Below are 20641 nucleotides of genomic sequence, written 5' to 3' on the forward strand. Positions count from 1 at the left end.
ATTTCAGGACTTCGTGAGCGCCGGCGCGATGAATGCCGACCGCGCGCATCGCATGTTTCCTTTCATATCGGGGGTAAGGGCAAGCTTCTTGTCATTCGAACAAAAGCTGCCGGAATAGGTTCCCTATTCGCCGACCAGGCGCGGTGAAGGCGGGAACTTTGGCACCTAGCCCACGTTGGATGCGCATGTAGCAATCCTCGGATTACGGTCCGGTGAACAGGCTTTACGGTTCTGGCAGCCGAAGGAGGTCTTCGTGTCATTCACACTCAAGAGTTCCGCTTTCGCGGACGGCTCCGCAATTCCGAGCAAGTACACGCGGCTCGGCGAAAACATCGCGCCGCGCCTTGAATGGTCCGGAGCGCCGGCCGCGACGCGGAGCTTTGTTCTCATCGTCGAGGACCCGGATGCGCCAAACGGAACCTTCAGTCATTGGGGCGTCTTCAACATACCGGCCGACCGCAATGAATTGCCGGAAAGCAGCGATACGGCGCCGAATGGAGGGCCACGCTTTTGCGACAACGATTTCGGCAATGGCCGCTATGACGGCCCGCAGCCGCCCAAAGGCCACGGCATCCATCACTATCACTTCAGACTGGCGGCGCTTGACGTCCCGAGCCTATCAATCCCGGCCTCGGCCGGTATCCAGGCGATGTGGCGAGAGGCACGGAAACATACGATCGCCGAAACCTCGCTGACCGGCACGTTTGAACGAAAGTGACCGGTTGTCGGATTCAACTTACTCGGCTCTCGCGCGCGGAGGATATGTTGGCTATTTATAAGCATTTCCAGGAAGGTCAGGAAAAGCAGGGCGACATGGTCGTCAAGCTCTATCATTCCGGTGATGAGATACGCGGATTCGTGCGCAAGGTGACCGGCCAGGGTAAGGACGACAGTGTATTTCCGGGCGAGGAGATGGAACCGGCTGCCGCGCTTCAGATTGCCCGCAGCCACCTGCACGGAGCCAGCGAGATCCTCATCGAACTGTGCGAAGGCGTCGAATGGGATGCGCGCTGGGGTACGCTGCACTAGGCGCATTCGCGGTCCCGAACCGCGTGCATCCTCTGGACGTTCTCTCGCAGAGATCGTCGAGTGCTCCGGCGAGACTCGGATTGCACACATCAGCCACTTCAGACCTTAGTCCGTGTCGAAAGCTCGGCGACTGTGGTATTTGGCCGCCATCGGGATGGCTGAAGAAACCGAGGGGAAAGAGGTGCAGGCATCGATCATCGCTGAACTGCAGACGGCTCGAAGCAATCTTACAACGCTTGGCGCACCCGACCGCCGTGTTCTCGTGGCGCGAATCCAAAACTACCTGCAGGAATACCGGGAAGACATTCTCGGTCATGTGCCTGCAGACCGATGCATGTGGATCGAGCGACTTATCGGATCCCTTTCGATCAAGGCTCCGCAGATCGCCTCGTTGGACAACGAGGAATTCCATTCGGTGCTTTCCGAATTCGAAAAACTCCTCGTCATACTCGAAGGCCTGACGTCCTCCTGGGATGGGTTGCCCCACACCGTCCACTGAATCCCGCTCTCGTTACGCGCTGCTTGGACGGCGAACATCGTCGGCTGCCAGGGAACAAGGAAGAGCCGGGAGCAATCGCAAGTCATGCGTCGACGGCGAGGGCCGCCACTTAAGCTCCGGTTGGCTGTCGAGCTATACTGGTTATTGGACTGAGATTTCAAGGGATTAAATGGTCGGGGCGACTGGACTTGAACCAGCGACCCCTTGACCCCCAGTCAAGTGCGCTACCGGGCTGCGCTACGCCCCGACCTGCCGAAACGGCTTGCTTCTGTTAGACTCTTCGGTTTTTGGACGCAAGGGAAAAATGTCCCCATGATCATAAAACGAAACTTGTCCAGGAGAATGTCTGCAGCGGAGCTTTTTCCTGCCCCTTCGGTGCGGTTTGATATTCTCGCACCCCGATCATGACCGTCGGAAAAGTCTGCGGCAATAGTCTGCCTACGCCGGAACAGCATGGAATCCTTCCACTCGCGAGCAAGTCGCGTCAGGTGAGGTCGGTACTTTACGCAAATTGCCTAGATCTTTTGTTGTAGTTTTTAAGGTGGTAAGCTAGCAGCGCAATACTTACATAGAATTTTCATCATATATCGCTGTTAAGAGAGGTTATTTATTTGAATTAACCTGAAATCTATCCGCGAATAAAGCTTATGTCTGCGATGCCATCGGCTTTGAGTTCTTGAAATTAGAATTTATTCGCAATTTCGCTGCTGGACATATAAGGAAGTGAAATCGTAGAAAAGCATAGTTTCAGGCTCATGACGATCGACAATAACGGACAGGACTGTCGGCAGATGCTTGCCACTGCATTTAAAGCTCTTTCCGACGAGGCTGTGAAAGCCGGTTGGCCGGAAGGGGAGGTTGCCCTTGCACTGGCGGATATTGCCGAAGAGCATGTGGCCGAGATCGGCGCCAGGGTAATCGTCGAAGGCTTCAACCAGTCGCAGCTTTATGCCGCGAGCGGTCGGCTGAAATTCCGGGGCGAACTCTGATCAGTCCGTCAATCCTCATGGCAGCAGCCGGGCTGTTCTGGCAGCCGTCATGAAAGACGCCCGTGCCGCGCGAGGAATTCTCATTCCATCCATTGCATCGAGACAGTGCTGGAAGGCAAGCGGTATCCACGGCCGCGCTTGGCCGGCAAGCGCCTGAGATATTCGACAGCTTCCCAGGCAGTTGAAACGAGGAAGCCGCTGCTTGGAGATTGACCCTCACGGGCGAGGGGAAGCGTTTTTCGCTCACGGCTCTCTCATTCCAGATGGATTTCCAAACGGCCCGCAACGCACGAGACAACAGATTGTTCCCGATTTTGATTTGCGTAGTTGCTAAAGTTTTGCGCCACGCGCATAATATTTGACAAGGCTGGCAGGGAGGGCGTCGGCTACGCAAAATGATGCGTTATGCCCTCTGAGGGAAATGCGGCGCGATGTTGAAATCGTCAGTTCATCCCCAGGATTTACCGCTCTTTTCGGAAGATATCGACCTGCTTTCCCAGGTCCTTACCCAGGTTTGCGATGAGAGCGGCATCGCTCCGCGCACGCCGGAAGCCGATAGGATCGGCGCGGCACTCATCCAGCTTTACAGACAAGGCGTGAAGGATAGCGGCAAGCTGACCACTCTCGCCAAGACCTATCTCTAAAGCTTCCCGGTTCGAATGCTTTAAGCTGTGCAGAAGGATGCCGAGCTCAGTTCTGCTCGATCGAGACACTGTCCTTGCCGATGCTCATCTCGATGCCCTCCGGCTTGCTCTCCTCATGGAAGATATAGACGCCGAGGCCGACGACCGCGGGGCGACGAGCACGCCGATAATAAGGTAAACACCGCCACAGCCGAAGCGCCTGAGATGGCGCTTGGTTCCGTCAGTCGTCGTTGGCTGCGTTGAGGTTTTCGGGCCGGATGCCGTCATCACTGGATGTGCGGGTGCGCAGACGTATGCCAGGGCCGCCCTCATCCTGATTGCCGCTGGCGATGAAGATGATGCCGTAGGCCTCCAGCGTGTTGCGCACATCGATCATGGCGCGGGTCTCGCCCGCCCATTCGCCGTTTTCCAGCGCAGTAACCGTTTCAACGGAAAGTCCTGCATGAGCCGCGAGGTCCTCGATGCTCATGCCGATCATGGCGCGCGCGCCGCGTATCTGTGCCCCAGTAATCATGCCGGAAATCTAGCGCGTTTGCCGAACTTCTCAAGTGTTTGTGAACGGCTCGAGCGCTTATGGCGAGCTTCCAGCGCGGCGCAGCCCCAGACTATGCCGAACAACAGGTAAACGTGGCGCCAGTGGTCGATGTCGATGACGTTTCCGATCGCCGCGTGGCCTAGAACTGAGATCCATGCGACCATAAGGAAAGGCTGCCATGGCCGGTCGAGTAATATGTTGCGGAAGCCGAGAGTGAGCGTCCAGCACAGCAGGCCCACATAGCTGACGAAACCCAGCCAGCCATAAGTGGTCAACGACTTCAGCCAGATATTGTGCTCGTCCTCTGGAAACATGGTGCCGAAGACAAGCGGCCCAATACCGAGTGGCCGTTCCATCATCATTTGGAAGCCGATACGGTGGCGGTCGAAACGACCGAGGTGCTCACCATCATATTGCTGCACGAGCTGCGCGCGCGCCGAGAAAAGCTCGCTGACCTTGGGAACCTGCAGAGCAATCAGTAGCGAGGCCGCCATCAGGATGATGGCGCCAAGTGACAGGACCAGCACTCTGAGCCGAAAGGCGCCGCTCCGCTCCTTCAGCAGCATGATGAAGATCAGTATCAACACCGTGACGGCGAAAAGACCCCAGGCCGCACGCGAAAAGGAGAGGAAGATGCCGAGCGCCAGGATGAGCAGCGCTCCGGCCTTGAACGGCGATGTTCTGAGATTCCCGGCGAGAATGCCATGGACGAGGTAAAGCGCCGGCGGCGCGAGAAAGGGACCGAAAACGTTCGGATCCTGGAAGGCGCCCTTGGCGCGGTCGTAGAGTGTGAAGACTTGCGAACCCGGAAAGGCGTGGAAATAGCCGAGAATGCCGAGCAGAGAAGTGATAACAGCCGCAAAGCTCCACGCATTGAAGATCAGCGGCAGCCGCTTGTGGCTGTCCTCGATGATTGCGGCATAGAAGATCGAGGTCAGCGCAAGGAAGGTGGAGACGGCAATATACATCGGGCCGGTCGCCAGGTCCCGCATCTGGGTGAGCGACAGCATGCCGCCGATATTGAAGGTCAGGAGCAGTGCCAGAAGCGGAGCGGTGGTGCGGGAGATTTTCAGGCCGAGGATGAACCAGAGGCCGATCAGACCTGCCATCCAGAGTTCGTAAGGCGCCGGCTCGTCAATAACGAAACCCGAGAGAAAGACACCGAAAGCGACCGCCGCCGAACCGATGAGGCGCAGCGTCAGCCGTTGCGGCTGAGCCACGCGCGCAGAGGAGGCGCCGATCGCGCTCAATAGGCGTTTTCCGTGTTGAGTAGCCGGACGGGTGTCAGAAACAGGATCTTCAGGTCGAACCAGAGCGACCAGTTTTCGATATAGTAGAGATCATAGGCCGTGCGGAACTTTATCTTGTCGTCATTGTCCACTTCGCCGCGCCAGCCATTGATCTGAGCCCAGCCGGTAACGCCGGGTTTGACGCGGTGGCGAGCAAAATAGCCGTCGACGATATCGGCGAAAGCGCGGTCGTGCGCCTGGGCGAGCACGGCGTGTGGACGCGGGCCGACCAGCGAAAGCTCCCCTTTCAGTACGTTGAAAAGCTGCGGAAGCTCATCGATCGAGGTCTTACGGATGAAGCGGCCGACACGGGTGACGCGCGGATCGCCCTTGGTGACGGCGGCCTTTGCCGTCGGGTCGCTCATGTTGGTGTACATTGAGCGGAACTTGAAGACGTTGATGACTTCATTGTTGAAGCCATGACGCTTCTGCATGAAGAAGACCGGCCCTTCCGACGTCGCCTTCACGGCAATCGCCGTTGCCACCATAATGGGCCAGAGCAGGCAGAGCGCGATGGTGGCAAAGAAGATATCGAAGGCGCGCTTGGCAACAGAATCCCAATCGCGGATCGGCTTCTTGAAGATGTCGAGCATCGGCACCGCGCCTACATGCGAATAGGCGCGGGGGCGGAAACGCAGGCGATTGGCGTGTGCGGCAAGGCGGATGTCGACCGGCAGCACCCAGAGCTTCTTCAAAAGTTCGAAGATGCGGGCTTCCGCGGAAAGTGGCAGCGCGATGATCAGCATGTCGATGCGTGTCATCCGCACGAATTCGACGAGTTCGCTGACCGTGCCAAGCTTCGGATAGCCGGCGACCATGATTGGCGAGCGCTTTTCGCCGCGGTCGTCGAAAATGCCGCAGACGCGGATGTCGTTATCCGCCTGCTGCTCCAGCATACGGATCAGTTCCTTGGCCGGCTCGCCGCCGCCGACAATGACGGCGCGGCGCTCCATGATACCGTTGCGCGCCCAGCGGCGCACGCCCTGCGCCACGAGGAAGCGGTCGATTACGAGGAAGAGCGCGCCTGCAACAAACCAGATGGCGTAGGATTGCGCAGTCGCGGCGCTGAGACCGCGCAGGAGCGAAAAAGCCCCTGTTGTCAGCACGAAGACGATGGCGAATGCTGCGAACGCCCGCGGCAGATATCGCACACGGGCTCTGAGAGCCGAAATGGAATAGGTGTCGGCAAGCTGAAGCGCCACGACCGTCAATGCCGAAACGATCGCAGCCATGACGGCCCGCATCAGGATGCCGTCGCTGCCGTCGCCGGGCGCGGAATAAAAGCCGAGGAGACCGATGGCGAACTGCGTCAGGAATTCCAGCAGCCGCAACTGGCCGATAATGATGACAGGCGAATAGGTTCCGTTACGGAACTGTTCGGCGATCTGACGCGCGTAGGGATTGATACCAGGCGTCTCGCCGGCAGCATGCCTGGAGGCGTCGTTGCGTGTCTCGGTATCTGAGACCTGCTTGCGCAGGGCTTCCACGTCGAACTGTCCGCTCTTTTCCAGCTTGTTCATGGGGCTTCATCGCTCGTTGATGTGAGCGGGATAACAGAAAGCCCCTAAGAAACTTTTACGAGACGGCCGGGATTGCCTGTGCCGCAGCGGGATTGACGAGCTCGCCGTAGAGTTTCAGCACTTCGCGGGCCATGACCGGGGCGGAAAAGACCGACTTGACCGCGTCGGGGGAGGGCATGACCTTGTCGTGCCAGCCGGGTACCGTCAGTGCTTCAGCCATCACCCGCGCCAGATCATCGGAATCTCCCGGTGTCACCAGTGCGGGACTTTCGGCGCCGAGGACCTCGGGAATACCGCCGACGCGCGAGGCGATAACGGTCTTGCCCGCGCCGAGGCCTTCCAGCACAATATAGGGCATGGCTTCGGCGCGGGAGGGAACGACGAGGTTCTGCGCCATGGAGAAGGCATCCTTCACGCGCATGGCCGGCAGCATGCCGATGCGCTTGCCGAGGCCGCGCTCCACCATCATCTCGCGATAACGGTCGCGGTCCGGGCCATCGCCGATCATCAGCGCCGAAAGCGGGCGACCGAGCAGGCGCTCGGTCTTGGCGAACGCATCGATGAAGATATCGGGACCCTTCAAGTCGCGCAGCATGCCGACATAAATGAAATGCACGGCATCGGAACGGGTCGGGATATCGGAAAAATCCCGCGCCCCGATGCCGTTATAGATCAGCCGGTTCGTGACCCGAGGCCGGCCCACCTTGGTGGCATAGGTTTGTCGCTCGTATTCACAGATGAAGACCAGCGCATCGGTGAAATATTCCTGCAGCCGTTCCATGCGCAGCACGAACTGGCCGAGCATGGAGGCGCGGGAGTAATGCAGGCTTCCGCCGTGGGCGGTATAGAGGCGGGCTACGCGATACCTGTTGACCCGCAGGGCTGAGCCGGCAAGCCGCGCAAGCACACCGCCCTTGGCGCCGTGCCCATGCAGCACATCCGGCCGCAAGCTCCTTATTTCCTTGAATGTGTTCCAGAGTACCTTGGCATCAGCCGGACTGATGGAGCGCCGGATCGGAATGCGCGTCAGCCCGAGCGAAAGAAAAGGACGGATATCATCGAAGAGACTGTCCTCATATTCGCCGCCGGTCGAGCTGTCGCAGATGATGCCGATTTCGTGGCCCGCCCGGCTGTGCTCCTCCACCAGGTCGCGGACATGGCGGAAAATTCCGCCGACCGGCGACCGGAAGCAGTGAAGAATGCGGAGGGGCCTCTGCTCTGCCATCGGCTAGAAGAGCCGTTCACGAACATAGATCGTGTCACCGGCGATGATCGGGCCGGAAATATTGACGCGGCCGGTCAGCACCTGTCCGTTGATCTTGCGTGTGACGTCGACCATGCTCTGGTTGGCGCGGCTGGTGAAGCCGCCGGCAACTGCAATGGCGTTCTGCACGGTCATGCCGGGGACATAGGCATATTGGCCAGGCTGGCCGACCTCGCCCATGATGTAGACGGAGCGATACCGGTCGACATCGATCGTAACATCGGGATCCCGAAGATACCCTTGCTGCAGCTTCTGCGCGATCTGGCCGGAAAGCTGCTGCAAGGTGCGGCCGCGGGCAGGGACCTGGCCGATAAGGGGGAACGCGACATAGCCCGCCTGATCCACCGTATAGGTATTGGTCAGCGTCGGCTGGTCGAAGACGGTGATGCGCAGGCGGTCGCCACTGTCGAGCGAATAGGGCTGGATCGTCGCCTGGTTGAAGGCCTTCGGTGCCGGCCGATAGGTGGTGCAGCCGCCCAATGCAGCCATCATGGCGGCGACGCTCATAGCCATCAAGGTCTTGGGCTGGACGAAGGGCATCCGCTTGCTCACAGGAAGATAATTCGGTCGAGCCGTTATCGATCTATTAGGGTTAATGCCCGGTAAAAAATCCGCCGATTTTCGCAAATCCTTTTGTCAGATGCACCTCGTTTGCGAGGGAGTTGCCATTAACCGTTGAGTTACCATGGTCGTTTACGCTTGCGGCAGTTCGTATTGGAGTAATGAGTATGTCCCGCGTAGCGAGTGATCAGGATGTGGACATCGACCTCGGCCAGCTCGCGCGCGCGGTCTGGGCCCGCCGGCTGAGAATAGTGACGATCACCGCATTGGGTGCGGCTGTCGCTTTTGCCGGCGCCAAGGTAGTTTCGCCGCAATATCGCAGCGAGACGCGCCTCCTCATCGAGCCGCGCGCTCCCGCATTCGCCAGTACGCAAACGAACGACGCCAGTGCCGGACCACTGCTCGACGAGTTGAATATATCGAGCCAGGTGCAGATCTTGCAGTCGGCAGATCTCATCAAGCAGGTCATCAACAATCTGAAGCTCTATAATCTGCCGGAATTCGATGCCGCTGCGAACGGATCCGCGCTCGGCGATATTCTCGTGGCGCTGCACCTGAAGAAAAACCCGCTGGAAAATCCGCCGGAAGAGCGTGTCATCGACGCCTTCACGCAGCGCCTGCAAGTCTATCAGGTGCCAGGCTCGCGCGTCATCGGCATCACCTTCACCTCCAAGGATCCGAAGCTCGCCGCCAGCATTCCGAACGCCATGGCGCAGGTCTATCTGACAATCCAGAGCGGCGCCAAGCTCGCTTCCAATACGGAAGCCACCCGCTGGCTCGAGCCGGAGATCGACAGCCTGCGCCAGAAGGTGAGCGAGGCCGAGAAGAAGGTCGCCGATTACCGCACCACCCACGGCCTGTTGCAGACCAACGGCACCACGACCTTTACCGCCCAACAGCTCAACGACATCTCCGTCGAGCTGACCCGCGTGCGCACCGACAGGGCGAATGCCGAGGCGAGGGCGCAGGCCGTGCGCAATGCGCTGTCTTCAGGCGAAGCCTCCGATACGCTTGGTGATATCATGTCGTCGCAGTCGATCCAGCGGCTGAAGGCAACCGAATCCGGCCTGCAGTCGCAGATATCGGACCTGCAGACGAGTCTGCTCAACAATCATCCGCGGCTGAAGAGCCTGCGCGCCCAGCTTGCCGATATCCGTACGCAGATCCGCCAGGAAACACAGAAGATCCTCGCCAGCATTGAGAACGAAACGAAGGTCGCCGATCTGCGCGCCAAGGAACTGGAGCAGCAGTCCGATATGCTGCAGGCCAACAGCGCCAGGGCGGGCGAGGATGCAGTGGGTCTCAACGCACTGGAGCGGGAGGCTAATGCCCAGCGCCAGCTGCTCGAAACTTACCTCGTTCGTTACCGCGAAGCTGCTTCCCGTGCCGACCGGAATTCCAGCCCGGCGGACGCGCGCATTGTTTCGAAGGCGATCGAGCAGGTCGATCCCTATTTCCCGAAAGTCGTGCCGATCGTCGTGGTCGCAGCCGTCGCGACGCTCATCATGAGCGCGATCGTCATCATGCTCTCCGAACTCTTCAGCGGTCGTGCACTGCGCCCTGTGGAGGCCACGAATGTCGAGGCCACGAATATCGAGGAGAGGGTCGAGGAGGCAGGGCAGGGCGAGGCAGGGCAGGGCGAGGCAGGGCCAGTTCCCGCTTCGAAGCTCGCCAAGCCGAGCATGCTGACCGCCGTCGTGGATGACGAGGAGGAGCCGGAAGCCGTGCCGGTGGAGGAGACGCCTACCGACGACAACGAATTCTCCGCTTCGTCCGTCGCGAGTTACCTGACCGATTGCCGCGCTCCGCTTGCCGTCTCTATATCTCCAAGCGGTGACGATGGCTCGGCCGCAACCGTAGCCCTGGCGCGCGTACTCGCCGATACCGGACGCCGCGTGATCCTGATCGATATGACCGGCAGCGGTTACCCGAGCGAACTGATGGCGGAGAATCCCGAAGCCCTGGGCGTTACTGATCTGCTCTGCGGCGAGGCGGCCTTCGGCGAAACGATCCATGGCGACCGGATGTCAGGTGCGCATCTGATCCCGCAAGGTGTGAGCGATGTGCGCCGCGCCATGCGGGGCGTCGACAGGCTTTCGCTGCTGCTCGATGCGCTGACCTCGGCCTATGATATTGTCATTGTCGAATGCGGCGCGGCCGATGTCGCCGGCGTTTCGCGGCTGACGCGCAGCAAGGAAATCGAGATCATCCTGTCGCTGCCCGAAATCGATGAGACGGCTTTCGTAGGCTTGATGCAGGATTTCCAGAGCGCCGGCTACGAACGCGTCGTCCTGATGTCGGGCGGCGAAGAGGCTGCCACGCGCAGCCCCGCACGTCACGCCGCCTGATCTTTAAATCTTTGTTTTACGCATGTCATTGTCGCAAAACCGCTGCACACTTTTGCGTGACATGCTTACCCGACCTTCGCCCGGATGTTCTGGGCGAATTTGTAGAGACCGGGTCGGGCCTTGATGAAGACCTTGCCACGGGTGATCGCCCGGTGCAGCGCGCCGGCTACGATGCCGATCCCGGAGATCGGCAGTACCACATCGTAATGGTCGGTTTCGACCGGTGCCCAGGAGCGCTTATAGGTCTGATCGCCGAGGCCGAAATCGAAGAGTGCCACACCCTTGCCGTGCAGGCTCGATATCATTTGCCAGAAGAGGAATTCGCCGGGGCTCATATCGGCAGCCAGATCCTCGTCGATGGCGCCGAACTGGCAGATGACGTGGTCGCCCTTGCGGGAAATGCCCGACAGCGCGGCAATGCGTCCCTCATAATCGCCCTTCAGGCGCAGGGCGCGCATCTGCAGGCCGAAATTGTCGCCGTTCCGCATGTCGATCAGGCCGTGTAGAAAGGCTTTGGTTTGCGTATCGGAAAAGACGTCGGGCAGGCCGAGGGAAGCGAAGCGGGCGCTTTTCAGGCGGAAGAAGGTGTCGAGCAGTTCGTGTTGCTCCGAGGACGCTTCCGGCACGGTATCGTCGAAGCCGCCGATTGCCTCCAGCCGTCGGCTCTGCACGCGGAATTTCTTGCGCCGGCTCTTGGCGTTCAACTGTTGCAGCGTCTTATCGAACGTATCGAGGAGTGGTAGCTGATAGGCGTGGTTCTGGTTCTGCACCATGGGCAGGCCGGCAAGCATGTTGCGGCGGCTGCGCCATTCCAGTGGGATATTCTGTAAAAGAAGCAGGTCGGCCTTGCCGGCGAGTGCGGTACGAAGACGAATGGCAAGGTGATGCCCGTCCAGCGAGCCGCTGTCTTCGGCAAAGGCGTCAGAGACGAGACCGGTGTTGATGTTGCTATGATCGGCGCCGATGAATTTGGCGATCCGCATGCCGTGGGAGCTGACGATCTCTACCGGGAGGATGAAGGCGGTATCGGCGCCGCACCTGCCGCGCAGGATGGCGAGCGGCCGGCGAAAGGCTGTCACCCAGGCCGTGCACCAGTCATAGCTCTGATGCAGCGAGGAAAGATTGTCGCGTTCCAGCATGCGCCATTCTGCCTCGAGAGGCTCCATCGCATCGAAAAGCTCGATCTCGAGTTCGGCCACGGCGAGTTTCACGCTCAGCTGTCGCAGCCGCGAAATGTCGGCTTCGGCTTGCGCTGCAGCGTTGAACGATTGCTCAGGAATATCGTGCCTCTGCGTCTGCACGGAGCTTCTCCAGTCAGGAAGTTTCTGGAGGGAAAGCTAGAGCGCCAAAGACATACAATTGGTTTAACTGCAGCCGGCGCTTGGGGTTTTCCGCAGATCAGGGTTATTCTGCCGTTAATCGGCTATTGCTGCTTCGGACCTGCCATCCACTTGATGACGACCATGGCCGGCAGCACCCAGAGCAGGCCGGTGAGCGCGAAGTAAAGCAGATGTCCCCACCAGGGCGCATTGCCGAGCGTCGCAACCGCGATCGTATTCGCCACAATCGCATAGAAGAGCACGAGGATGATGATCAGGATCGTGCCGATGAATTTGCGAACGCGGATGGGCATCGTATAGCTTTCGAACGAACGGGAATGAACCGGCGCGACGGCATGCCGCAAAGGTTCGGGGCTTGTTTTGCATCAGCCGGTGGGGCAAATCAACTGCCGGATAAAAGGAGAGATCATGGCCGTCGCGAACCTGAGCCCGGAGCAGGCGATCCGCACCGAAATGCGCAGGCAGCATAACAATCGCCGCGCCGTGCGCATCTGGCTAGGCTTCGTACTTCTGGCGCTCTTCTGTCTCGTGCTCGTCGGCGGCGCGACGCGGCTCACCAATTCCGGTCTGTCCATCACCGAATGGAAGCCGATCCACGGCGTCATCCCGCCGCTGAATGCCGCCGAGTGGGAAGAAGAGTTCAAGCTCTACCAGCGCATTCCCGAGTTCCGGCAGCTGAACAGCGACATGACGGTCGATCAGTTCAAGAACATCTTCTGGTGGGAATGGGCGCACCGGCTGATCGCACGCGGCATCGGTGTGATCTTCGCGCTGCCGCTCATCTTTTTCTGGGTGACGGGTAGGATTGAGAAGCGCCTGCGCTGGCCGCTTGCCGGCATCCTGGCGCTCGGCGGTCTGCAGGGCTTCATCGGCTGGTGGATGGTCTCCTCCGGCCTGTCTGCACGCACGGATGTCAGCCAGTACCGGCTTGCCACGCATCTCGTCATGGCCTGCCTGATCTTCGCCTCCTGCATGTGGATCATGCGCGGGCTCTCACCGCATTCCGACGATCCGGCCCCGACGAAGAATTCTTACCGCTGGGCGGCGGCGATCGCCATCTTCTCGCTCTTCCAGATCTACCTCGGCGCACTGGTCGCCGGTCTCGACGCTGGCTTCACCTACAATACCTGGCCGCTGATGGACGGCGCCGTCGTGCCCGGCGATCTCTTCATTCAACAGCCCTTCTGGATCAATCTCTTCGAAAACCCGAAGACGGTGCAGTTCATCCATCGCCTCGGCGCCTACACGCTCTTTGCGCTGGCGCTCGTCAACATGGTAATCGCACTGCGCGCCGCATCTTCGACCACTCATGCACGCCGGGCCGTGGTGCTCTTCGCGCTCATCGCGATCCAGGCGGCAATCGGCATCACAACGCTGTTGCTCGAGGTACCGCTGCACTGGGGCCTGCTGCATCAGGCAGGTGCGTTGGTGGTGTTCGGTTTCGCCGTCGCCAACTGGCGCGGCTATTACGGCGAATATCCCCGTGCAACTGTTATCGCCGAGCGCGACTGAGAGACGTCCTTATCCCCTGGCTCGCGGAAGAGTGAATGGGATCAATGCAATGCTCCTCGCATGGATTTGCCGTGACATGCTAGATTATCGGCTTGGCGCATGGGCGATCCTATGAAGGGGATATTCACATGAAAGGATTTCGCGCATTCGTGATGGCAGGCGCTCTGATCACGCTTTCCGCAGTCGCTTCGGGCTGCACGTCAACGGGGAGCTACGACTATGGTGAGGATACCTCTCTGAACCCGGCTTGCGCCGGTGGTTTTCGTCCCAGTGATAATCGGCCCTGCTCTTATTGAGCCAATAGGGCTCACCAGGTTCCGGCAAAGGCCGAGGCTGCCAGTAATAGCCCCGTCAGGATGTTTGCCAGGAACAGGCGGTAATTCACTTCCGGTCGTGTAAGGTCGATCCGCCAGGTCTGCCAGATAAGGTGCGCGACGATGACGAGCATTCCGAACGCATAGGGCAGGGACATGCCCGACAGCCAACCTCCGAGCGACCATGCTGCGATCGTCAAAGCGTAGAACAGGCCAATCATGAGCTTGCCATGCCGGCCGAACAGGATGGCAGTCGATTTCAGACCGAGGCTTCTGTCGTCTTTCACGTCGACATAGGCATAGACGGTATCGTAGCCAATCTGCCACGCGATGGCTCCAGCCCACATAAGCACGGCTCCAGCAGGAATGTGGCCGCCAATTTCGGCCCAGGCCATGAGCATGCCCCAGTTGAACGCTGCGCCCAGCACTGCCTGCGGCCAATGGATGAAACGCTTGCAGAACGGATAGACGAAGACAAGCGGCAGAACGCATAGGGCGACCAGCCGCGTATAGGGCGTCAGAAACAACAGAAGAGACGCCGCCAGGGCGAGTTCGACGGCCAAAAATGTTAAAGCCTGACTGACACCGATCTGCCCGCTCGCCAGAGGCCGAAAACGGGTTCGCTCGACATGGCCGTCAAATTTCCGGTCGGCAATATCGTTGATCGTGGAACCGGCGCTTCGCATCAGCAGGGCGCCGAACGTGAAGACGGCCAGTTGCTTGATATCGGGGAGGCCATGGGCGGCCTGAAACAGCGCCGCCCAGCATGGAAACAGCGTCAGCCATATTCCGACTGGACGATCGAGCCGCGCGAGCCTTGTGTAAGGTCGCCATGGGCCCGGCAATAGCCGGTCCACCCAGTCACCCTGATGAATATCGCTCAAGTCCGGGCGGTCTAATGTGTTCATGGCGTGTTCCAGATGGTTCCGAAAATTCTCAATGAAAGCAGTTATTCGTGCCTGGATTGGCTGTCGCAGAATAGAAGTTTCAGAGGCATTGCAATGATCGTCCCCGCGTCTGACGGAGCCGATTAGCCTGCGTGAGAGAGGATGTTCAGCAGCTTGCCGGTGGGATCGCGAATAAAGAAGCGCCGCACGCCCCAAGGCTCGTCGGCCGGCCCGTACATGATCTGATGCCCGCCTGTCACAGCGCGCCGATGCACCTCGTCCACATCATCGACCTCGATCGAGATGTCGGGCACTGCGGTTCCCGATCCGCCCTCCGTTGCAATGCCGATCTGGGCGATTGCCCGCCTGTCGGAGGCAAGCGTGACAATCCAGCCATGATCCATGACGACCTCAAGATCGAACAGCGCGGAGTAGAAGTTGCGCACTTCTTCGATGGAAGCGGCCGCGATATTCGGAACGATGCGCAGCACTGTCATGGTGGTCCTCCTTCTACGTGAATAGAAATAGTATTTGGTCGATCTGCGGAACAGTTCAGGCCCCTGTCGACTGAACTGTTCCGCATGTCGTAGTTCATCTGACCTCAGATGCTCGCCTGCAGTCCATAGAGGCTGGCATAGATACCGCCGCTCTCCATCAGCCTGTCATGATTGCCTTCTTCGACAATACCGTCGCCGGTGAGCACCAGAATACGGTCAGCGTGGCGAATCGTCGAAAGACGATGGGCGATCACGAGTGTCGTGCGTCCCTTGGCAAGCGTCAGGAATGCCTGCTGCACGGCCCGCTCGCTTTCATTGTCGAGCGCGCTCGTCGCCTCATCGAAGATGAGGATGGCGGGGTTCTTGAGGAAGGCGCGCGCAATCGTCAGCCGCTGGCGCTGCCCGCCCGACAGCTTTACGCCGCGCTGGCCGATATCGGTCTGATAGCCTTGCGGCAACGCCATGATGAACTCATGCGCATGGGCAGCCCGGGCTGCGGCTTCCACCTCTTCGTCCGTCGCATCCGGCCGGCCGTAACGGAGGTTGTCTGCTACGGTGCCGGCGAAAAGATAGACATCCTGCTGCACCACGCCGAGATGCCGGCGCAGCGAGGCGAGCGTCACGTCGCGGATATCGGTCCCATCGATTTCGATCGAGCCGCCGGTGACATCATAGAAGCGGGGAAGCAGCGCGCAGAGCGTGCTTTTCCCCACACCCGACGGGCCGACGAGTGCTACGAATTCACCAGGCCGAATCGTCAGCGAAAGATTGCTGAGCACCTCGGCCCCGTCCTCATAACTGAAATCGACGTTCGAAAGCCGGATCTCTCCTTTCGGGTTACTCATCAGCCGGGCCGAGGGACGATCCACGACGTCGGGGTCGATTTCCAGGATCTCCATCGCCCGCACGAAACCCGTATAGCCTTCCTGCCAGAGCCGGGCGAGATTGGCCATACGCTTGACTGGATCGACGAGGACCCCGACGCAGAGCAGGAAGGTCAGGAGATCGGCAATGGTGAGCTCGGCAGCAAGGATACGCAACCCGCCGAGGATGACGACCAGAAGTGTGATGATCTGGGCGAAAGTCTCGGCACCGGCGGAAAACCAGGCTTCGCTCCGGTAGCCATCAGCGCGGCTCCGAAGGAAACGCCTGTTTAGAACGGCAAAGCGCTTCCGCTCCAGATCCTCGTTTGCGAAGGACTGGACGACACGGATGCCGGCCAGCGCATCCTCGACCCTTTCGTTGACCGCGGCGATCTCCTGTTTGCTCGCCTCGAGGGCGCGACTCATGCGCCGGTTGAAATGCAGCGCATAAGCCACTGCAAAAGGCGTCAAGAGAAGGATCAGAAACGCAAGCTGCAGATCGATGAAGAACAGGACCGCCATCGCTCCGCTATATTTGAGGATGGCGATCAGCAGGTCTTCCGGCCCATGGTGGAAAAGTTCGCCTAGCCAGAAGGAATCGCCGACGATCCGGCTCATCAACTGGCCGGTGCGGTGCCGGTCGTAAAAGCCGAAGGAAAGCTTCTGGCAGTGGTCGAACAGTTCCTGCCGGATATTCGCCTCGATATGCGCACCCATCATATGGCCGCGATAATCGACGAAGAAGATGGCCGCGGTCTCGATCGCCACGATGGCCAGCATGACGCCCCCCATACCGAGGATCTGCCAATAGGCCGAAGCCGTATCGTTGAACGCAATGAGATGACTCATGACGATATTAGCGCAGAGAGGCAAGGCTACCGCGGCGGCGGCGACGACGACGGCGCAGGCAACATCGGCCATGAGCAGCCGAAGATGCGGCCGGAAATAGGACAAAAACTTGCGCAGGCGCAATTGGCGCCTGTTGTAAGATTTCGATGCTGTTGAGGAGCTACGGTTAAGACGCGGCGGGTTTTTCCTCGCGCGTGAAAGCAAACTGGACATGAACACGAATATCCTGAGTGTTGATCTTGTTTTTCTGGTTGCTCAGGATCGTTTTCATCAGTGCCTCCCATCGGCGTGGAACAGGGGCTGTGCCTTTCAAGCAGCACGGCCTTGCTGGTAGCGTGCCGCTTTTACCGTAAAACGCCGCGAAAGGCGATAGCCTTTTGCTATGACGTATGACGGCGATAGGCTCGGGTCGGGTCTTCGGAGTATTTTCCCTTACGGATCCGGTCCGCTGATTTCCTCCTGCAAGCGCTCGAAAGCCGTCGGAAACAAAGTGGCGGGCGGGCTGTAGGGATTGGAGAAGGCGTAGATGAAGAAGAGGATGATGCCGGTAAAAATGCCGAAGATCGATAGCAGCAGCAGGTTGCGGGCGTCGGGCGCGTAAGGGTAGTAGCCGATAGCGGTAAAGATAACGCCAGAAACCGCGGCAAACCAGAAGATCAGGCTGATAGAGTCGGTGCCGCTGTTTTCCCGCCGATCGCGGGATTCCGAAACCGTATGGATTTCATCGAGCATGTGGCTGCGCAGGCTCTCCTGTTTGGCATTGACGGGAGCCAGTTCGAGAATTTTTAGATAGGCGATGTTCCATTGATCCCAGGCGGCTGCGGAGAGTTCGCCGGTGCGCCCGAGCTCGTTCCATTCCTGCTCGATGACGATGCGGACATAATCTTTCAACGCCTTCTGGATCGGTGCCTGCGCCTGCGGGCCAAAGCGCTCGGCGTCATAGAAGACATCGCCGACCGCATTGCTTTCCACCGCGCTTTCCGTTCGCAGTGCCTGATATTCGATCATTTCCTGCGCAAAAACGAGGGCAAGGATGAGCGCATGCAGACTGGCGATGCGGGTGATGACGGAACTCGCCAGCTCCCTGTCGCGCCCGCCCGGGTCACCGCCCATGAGCAGATACATGAAGTAGTAGGCCGCAAGCACCGTTGCGGTCGTGCCTCCAATGATGGCGATGCCGATGAGAACCGACGCCATTGAGCTCCCCTCACATGGGGGAGTTTAGGGCTTTCATGGCAGGCGGGCAATCGTATCGGGTACTACCGAAGCAGACTGTCGAAGACAGGCATGTCGCAAACGCCTGATAACAGGGCAATTGCCGGGCGTCATACGCCCAGCATCAGGTCCATGTTCTGCACGGCGGCACCCGAGGCGCCCTTGCCGAGATTGTCGTAGACGGCGACGAGCAGCGCCTGCGCGATATCGTCATTGGCAAAGACGTGCAGGCGCATGCGGTTGGTGTTGTTATAGATTTCCGGGTTGAGTTCCGGCGTGCGTTCCGACGCCTCCAAGGGGGCGATCTCCACGAAACCCTTGATGCCGGCATAATAGTCGGCGATGGCTGCGTGCAGGTCGGCGCCCTTCGGCACCTTGGGCAGATGCGAGAGTTGCAGCGGCACGGTCACGACCATGCCTTGCGCGAAATTGCCGACGACCGGCTGGAAGAACGGCACACGTCCGAGCTTGGCATAACGCTGCAGCTCCGGCAGATGCTTGTGCTTGAAGGTCAGGCCATAGGGCATGTATTCCGGCGCATCCTCGCCTTTGGCGACATAATCCTCGATCATGGTGCGGCCGCCGCCGGTATAGCCGGAAATGCCGTTGACCGTGACCGGGAAATCGGCCGGCACGAGGCCCGCCTCGATCAGCGGGCGCAGCATGGCGATCGGGCCTTGCGGCCAGCAGCCCGGATTGGCGACGCGCTTGGCCGAGGCGACGATGCCTGCCTGCTCCCTGCTCATTTCCGGGAAGCCATAGGCCCAGCCTTCAGCGACGCGATGCGCCGTCGAAGCGTCGATCACCTTGGTATGGTCATTCTCGATCAGGCTGACGCTTTCCTTGGCGGCGTCGTCGGGCAGGCAGAGGATGGCAATATCGGCCTCGTTGAGCAGCGCGGCGCGCACTGCCTTGTCCTTGCGGCTCTCGGTCGGGATCGACAGCAGTTCAAGATCGCGGCGTTCCGCCAGACGCTCGCGGATCTGCAGACCCGTCGTTCCAGCCTCGCCATCGATGAAGATCTTTGCTGCCATGATTATCCTGCACTTTCAGTGACTTCGGATTGGTTCCGGAATCAGTTTGCCATGAGCTCGAATCAATTTCATAACAGCAGTCATCCTGCCGTCGCGCGCCGTTCGGCGTGAAGACCCAGCATATACATCGCGACCGTCGCCCCCGCAATGGCGGTGATGTCGGCATGGTCATAGGGCGGAGAGACTTCGACAACGTCAGCGCCTCTGACATCGAGCTGTTTCAGCCGCTGCAGCACGGAGAGGATCTTCGCGCTGGACGGGCCGCCGGCAACCGGTGTGCCGGTGCCGGGCGCAAAGGCGGGGTCCAGGCAGTCGATATCGAAGGTCAGATAGGCGGGCGAACCCTTCGTATGCGAGATGATCGTCGAAGCGATCTCTGCCGCACTCATTTCCTCGACCTGATGGCCGTAGAGGAGATGGATACCGAAATCCTCTGGCGCATGGGTCCGGATGCCGATCTGGATCGAGCGGTCAGGGTCGATGAGGCCGGCGCGGACCGCACGGGCCACGAAGGAGCCGTGGTCAATGCGGCGCTCGTCGTCCAACCACGTGTCCTGATGCGCGTCGAACTGCACGAGCGCCAGCGGGCCGTGGCGATCGACATGCGCCTTCAGCAGCGGCCAGGTGACGTAATGATCGCCGCCGAGGGTGAGAAGGAAGGCGCCGCTGTCGAGAATGGCGCTCGCCTGCCGCTCGATGGCTACGGGCGTATCCTGATGATTGCCGTAGTCGAGCAGGCAGTCGCCGTAGTCGATGACGGCCATCTCGGCGAAGAGATCGCGCTGAAACGGATATTGCGGATCATTGTCGAAGATCGCCGATGCCCGACGGATCGCCTGTGGCCCGAAGCGCGTACCCGGCCGGTTGGAGGTCGCGGCATCGAAGGGAATGCCCCAGACGACGGCATCGGCTCCGGTCAGATCCTTGGTGAAGCGGCGGCGCATGAAGGAAAGCGCGCCAGCAAAGGTCGGGTCGGAGGCTGCCGATGTCAGGCTCCTTGCCGTGAAGGCATGGTCGATGGTCTTATTCGCCATGAGAGGCACCTTCCTCTGCGATAAATTCGTAAGCGCGTTCTACCCGCGCAATGCGAACCTTATATTGCCTGTACCAGCGCTTGCGACCGAGCTGCTGGGCGGCAAGATGGTTTGCCACCTGTTTCCATGCCTTCAGGCTTTCCTCGTCGGCCCAGTAGGAGTTGGTGATGCCGAAGCCATCGGCATCCCGCGCGCTTTCGGCTCCGAGACACCCCGGCTGCTGAAGCGCGAGCTCCGCCATCCGGTCTGCCATGGCACCGTAACCGTTGTCGCCCTCGGTGCGAATGGACGAGAAGGTCACGACGTAGTAGGGCGGTTCGGGTGTGGTGGCGAAGGGTGAGGGCTGGGTGGAGGACATATCGAGTTCCTTGTCTTTGCAGGAAGGGGTAGGCGAGCTTCCGACAGATTTCAAGCTAGG

General features: G+C 59.8%; 21 protein-coding genes, 1 tRNA gene and 1 pseudogene. 7 read left to right on the top strand and 16 right to left on the bottom strand.

The window, feature by feature from the left end:
- The first annotated feature begins 253 nt into the window (after window positions 1-253).
- The 3 genes from JNB85_RS12055 to JNB85_RS12065 all read left to right on the top strand — a co-directional run bounded on the left by JNB85_RS12055 (window position 254) and on the right by JNB85_RS12065 (window position 1528).
- On the top strand, window positions 254-718 hold the full coding sequence (locus tag JNB85_RS12055; protein WP_220334587.1) for a YbhB/YbcL family Raf kinase inhibitor-like protein: 465 nt from the start codon (window positions 254-256) through the stop codon (window positions 716-718).
- Window positions 719-813: 95 nt separating this feature from the next.
- Complete coding sequence (locus JNB85_RS12060; protein ID WP_223216504.1) at window positions 814-1029, top strand: hypothetical protein; 216 nt, start codon at window positions 814-816, stop codon at window positions 1027-1029.
- A 154-nt stretch (window positions 1030-1183) separates the two neighbouring features.
- Window positions 1184-1528 (top strand): hypothetical protein, encoded by a 345-nt coding sequence (locus tag JNB85_RS12065; protein WP_220334589.1) that lies wholly within the window; start codon window positions 1184-1186, stop codon window positions 1526-1528.
- Window positions 1529-1698: 170 nt separating this feature from the next.
- On the opposite strand, the gene JNB85_RS12070 is transcribed toward JNB85_RS12065, so the two are convergent.
- Window positions 1699-1775: transfer RNA gene (locus JNB85_RS12070), tRNA-Pro, on the bottom strand.
- A 508-nt stretch (window positions 1776-2283) separates the two neighbouring features.
- Between JNB85_RS12070 and JNB85_RS12075 the strand changes: the two genes are divergently transcribed.
- Window positions 2284-2517: a hypothetical protein gene (locus JNB85_RS12075; protein WP_220334590.1), complete on the top strand. Its 234-nt coding sequence runs from the start codon at window positions 2284-2286 to the stop codon at window positions 2515-2517.
- 15 nt (window positions 2518-2532) lie between these two features.
- Here JNB85_RS12075 and JNB85_RS12080 read toward each other — a convergent pair.
- Window positions 2533-2764: pseudogene (locus tag JNB85_RS12080) on the bottom strand (DUF982 domain-containing protein).
- A 184-nt stretch (window positions 2765-2948) separates the two neighbouring features.
- Here JNB85_RS12080 and JNB85_RS12085 point away from each other — a divergent pair.
- Window positions 2949-3161, top strand: a complete 213-nt coding sequence (locus JNB85_RS12085; protein ID WP_183822209.1) for a hypothetical protein — start codon at window positions 2949-2951, stop codon at window positions 3159-3161.
- Between the two features lie 220 nt (window positions 3162-3381).
- Here JNB85_RS12085 and JNB85_RS12090 read toward each other — a convergent pair whose 3' ends face one another.
- From JNB85_RS12090 to JNB85_RS12110, 5 genes are read right to left on the bottom strand one after another with little or no spacing between them, the layout of a single operon-like run.
- Entirely contained in the window at window positions 3382-3675 is a 294-nt protein-coding gene (locus tag JNB85_RS12090; protein ID WP_220334591.1) for a helix-turn-helix domain-containing protein, read from the bottom strand.
- Window positions 3672-4946, bottom strand: a complete 1275-nt coding sequence (locus JNB85_RS12095) for an O-antigen ligase family protein (RefSeq protein ID WP_220334592.1) — start codon at window positions 4944-4946, stop codon at window positions 3672-3674. The genes JNB85_RS12090 and JNB85_RS12095 overlap by 4 nt, the downstream gene beginning before the upstream one ends.
- Window positions 4943-6505, bottom strand: a complete 1563-nt coding sequence (locus JNB85_RS12100; protein WP_220334593.1) for an undecaprenyl-phosphate glucose phosphotransferase — start codon at window positions 6503-6505, stop codon at window positions 4943-4945. The genes JNB85_RS12095 and JNB85_RS12100 overlap by 4 nt, the downstream gene beginning before the upstream one ends.
- Window positions 6506-6560: 55 nt before the next feature.
- A complete protein-coding gene (locus JNB85_RS12105; RefSeq protein WP_220334594.1) occupies window positions 6561-7730 on the bottom strand; it encodes a glycosyltransferase in 1170 nt (389 codons plus the stop codon).
- A 3-nt stretch (window positions 7731-7733) separates the two neighbouring features.
- Window positions 7734-8309 carry a polysaccharide biosynthesis/export family protein gene (locus JNB85_RS12110; RefSeq protein WP_220334595.1) on the bottom strand — a complete coding sequence of 192 codons (576 nt, stop codon included), beginning with the start codon at window positions 8307-8309 and terminating at the stop codon, window positions 7734-7736.
- A gap of 188 nt (window positions 8310-8497) precedes the next feature.
- Here JNB85_RS12110 and JNB85_RS12115 point away from each other — a divergent pair, with 188 nt between their 5' ends.
- A complete protein-coding gene (locus JNB85_RS12115) occupies window positions 8498-10678 on the top strand; it encodes a GumC family protein (RefSeq protein WP_220334596.1) in 2181 nt (726 codons plus the stop codon).
- Window positions 10679-10743: 65 nt separating this feature from the next.
- Here JNB85_RS12115 and JNB85_RS12120 read toward each other — a convergent pair whose 3' ends face one another.
- Together JNB85_RS12120 and JNB85_RS12125 are read right to left on the bottom strand one after the other, a co-directional pair.
- Entirely contained in the window at window positions 10744-11979 is a 1236-nt protein-coding gene (locus JNB85_RS12120; RefSeq protein ID WP_220334597.1) for a GNAT family N-acetyltransferase, read from the bottom strand.
- A gap of 122 nt (window positions 11980-12101) precedes the next feature.
- Complete coding sequence (locus tag JNB85_RS12125) at window positions 12102-12311, bottom strand: DUF2842 domain-containing protein (protein ID WP_220334598.1); 210 nt, start codon at window positions 12309-12311, stop codon at window positions 12102-12104.
- 115 nt (window positions 12312-12426) lie between these two features.
- Between JNB85_RS12125 and JNB85_RS12130 the strand changes: the two genes are divergently transcribed.
- Window positions 12427-13530 (top strand): COX15/CtaA family protein, encoded by a 1104-nt coding sequence (locus JNB85_RS12130; RefSeq protein WP_220334599.1) that lies wholly within the window; start codon window positions 12427-12429, stop codon window positions 13528-13530.
- 307 nt (window positions 13531-13837) lie between these two features.
- Here the strand turns inward: JNB85_RS12130 and ubiA are convergent, their stop codons facing one another.
- The 7 genes from ubiA to JNB85_RS12165 all read right to left on the bottom strand — a co-directional run bounded on the left by ubiA (window position 13838) and on the right by JNB85_RS12165 (window position 20581).
- Window positions 13838-14752, bottom strand: a complete 915-nt coding sequence (ubiA, locus tag JNB85_RS12135; RefSeq protein WP_220334600.1) for a 4-hydroxybenzoate octaprenyltransferase — start codon at window positions 14750-14752, stop codon at window positions 13838-13840.
- Between the two features lie 122 nt (window positions 14753-14874).
- Window positions 14875-15228, bottom strand: a complete 354-nt coding sequence (locus JNB85_RS12140) for a VOC family protein (RefSeq protein ID WP_220334601.1) — start codon at window positions 15226-15228, stop codon at window positions 14875-14877.
- A 104-nt stretch (window positions 15229-15332) separates the two neighbouring features.
- Entirely contained in the window at window positions 15333-17153 is a 1821-nt protein-coding gene (locus tag JNB85_RS12145; RefSeq protein ID WP_220334602.1) for an ABC transporter ATP-binding protein, read from the bottom strand.
- Between the two features lie 219 nt (window positions 17154-17372).
- Window positions 17373-18137, bottom strand: coding sequence for a bestrophin-like domain (locus JNB85_RS12150; RefSeq protein WP_220334603.1), 765 nt, complete (start codon window positions 18135-18137; stop codon window positions 17373-17375).
- Window positions 18138-18265: 128 nt separating this feature from the next.
- Window positions 18266-19189, bottom strand: coding sequence for an N-acetyl-gamma-glutamyl-phosphate reductase (gene argC, locus JNB85_RS12155; protein ID WP_220334604.1), 924 nt, complete (start codon window positions 19187-19189; stop codon window positions 18266-18268).
- 80 nt (window positions 19190-19269) lie between these two features.
- Window positions 19270-20223 carry an agmatinase gene (gene speB, locus JNB85_RS12160; protein ID WP_220334605.1) on the bottom strand — a complete coding sequence of 318 codons (954 nt, stop codon included), beginning with the start codon at window positions 20221-20223 and terminating at the stop codon, window positions 19270-19272.
- A complete protein-coding gene (locus JNB85_RS12165) occupies window positions 20213-20581 on the bottom strand; it encodes an antibiotic biosynthesis monooxygenase family protein (RefSeq protein ID WP_220334606.1) in 369 nt (122 codons plus the stop codon). Before JNB85_RS12165 ends, speB begins: the two co-directional genes overlap by 11 nt.
- Window positions 20582-20641: the final 60 nt, after the last annotated feature.

Source organism: Rhizobium mesosinicum, assembly GCF_019511345.1.
Taxonomy (GTDB): Bacteria; Pseudomonadota; Alphaproteobacteria; order Rhizobiales; family Rhizobiaceae; genus Rhizobium; species Rhizobium mesosinicum.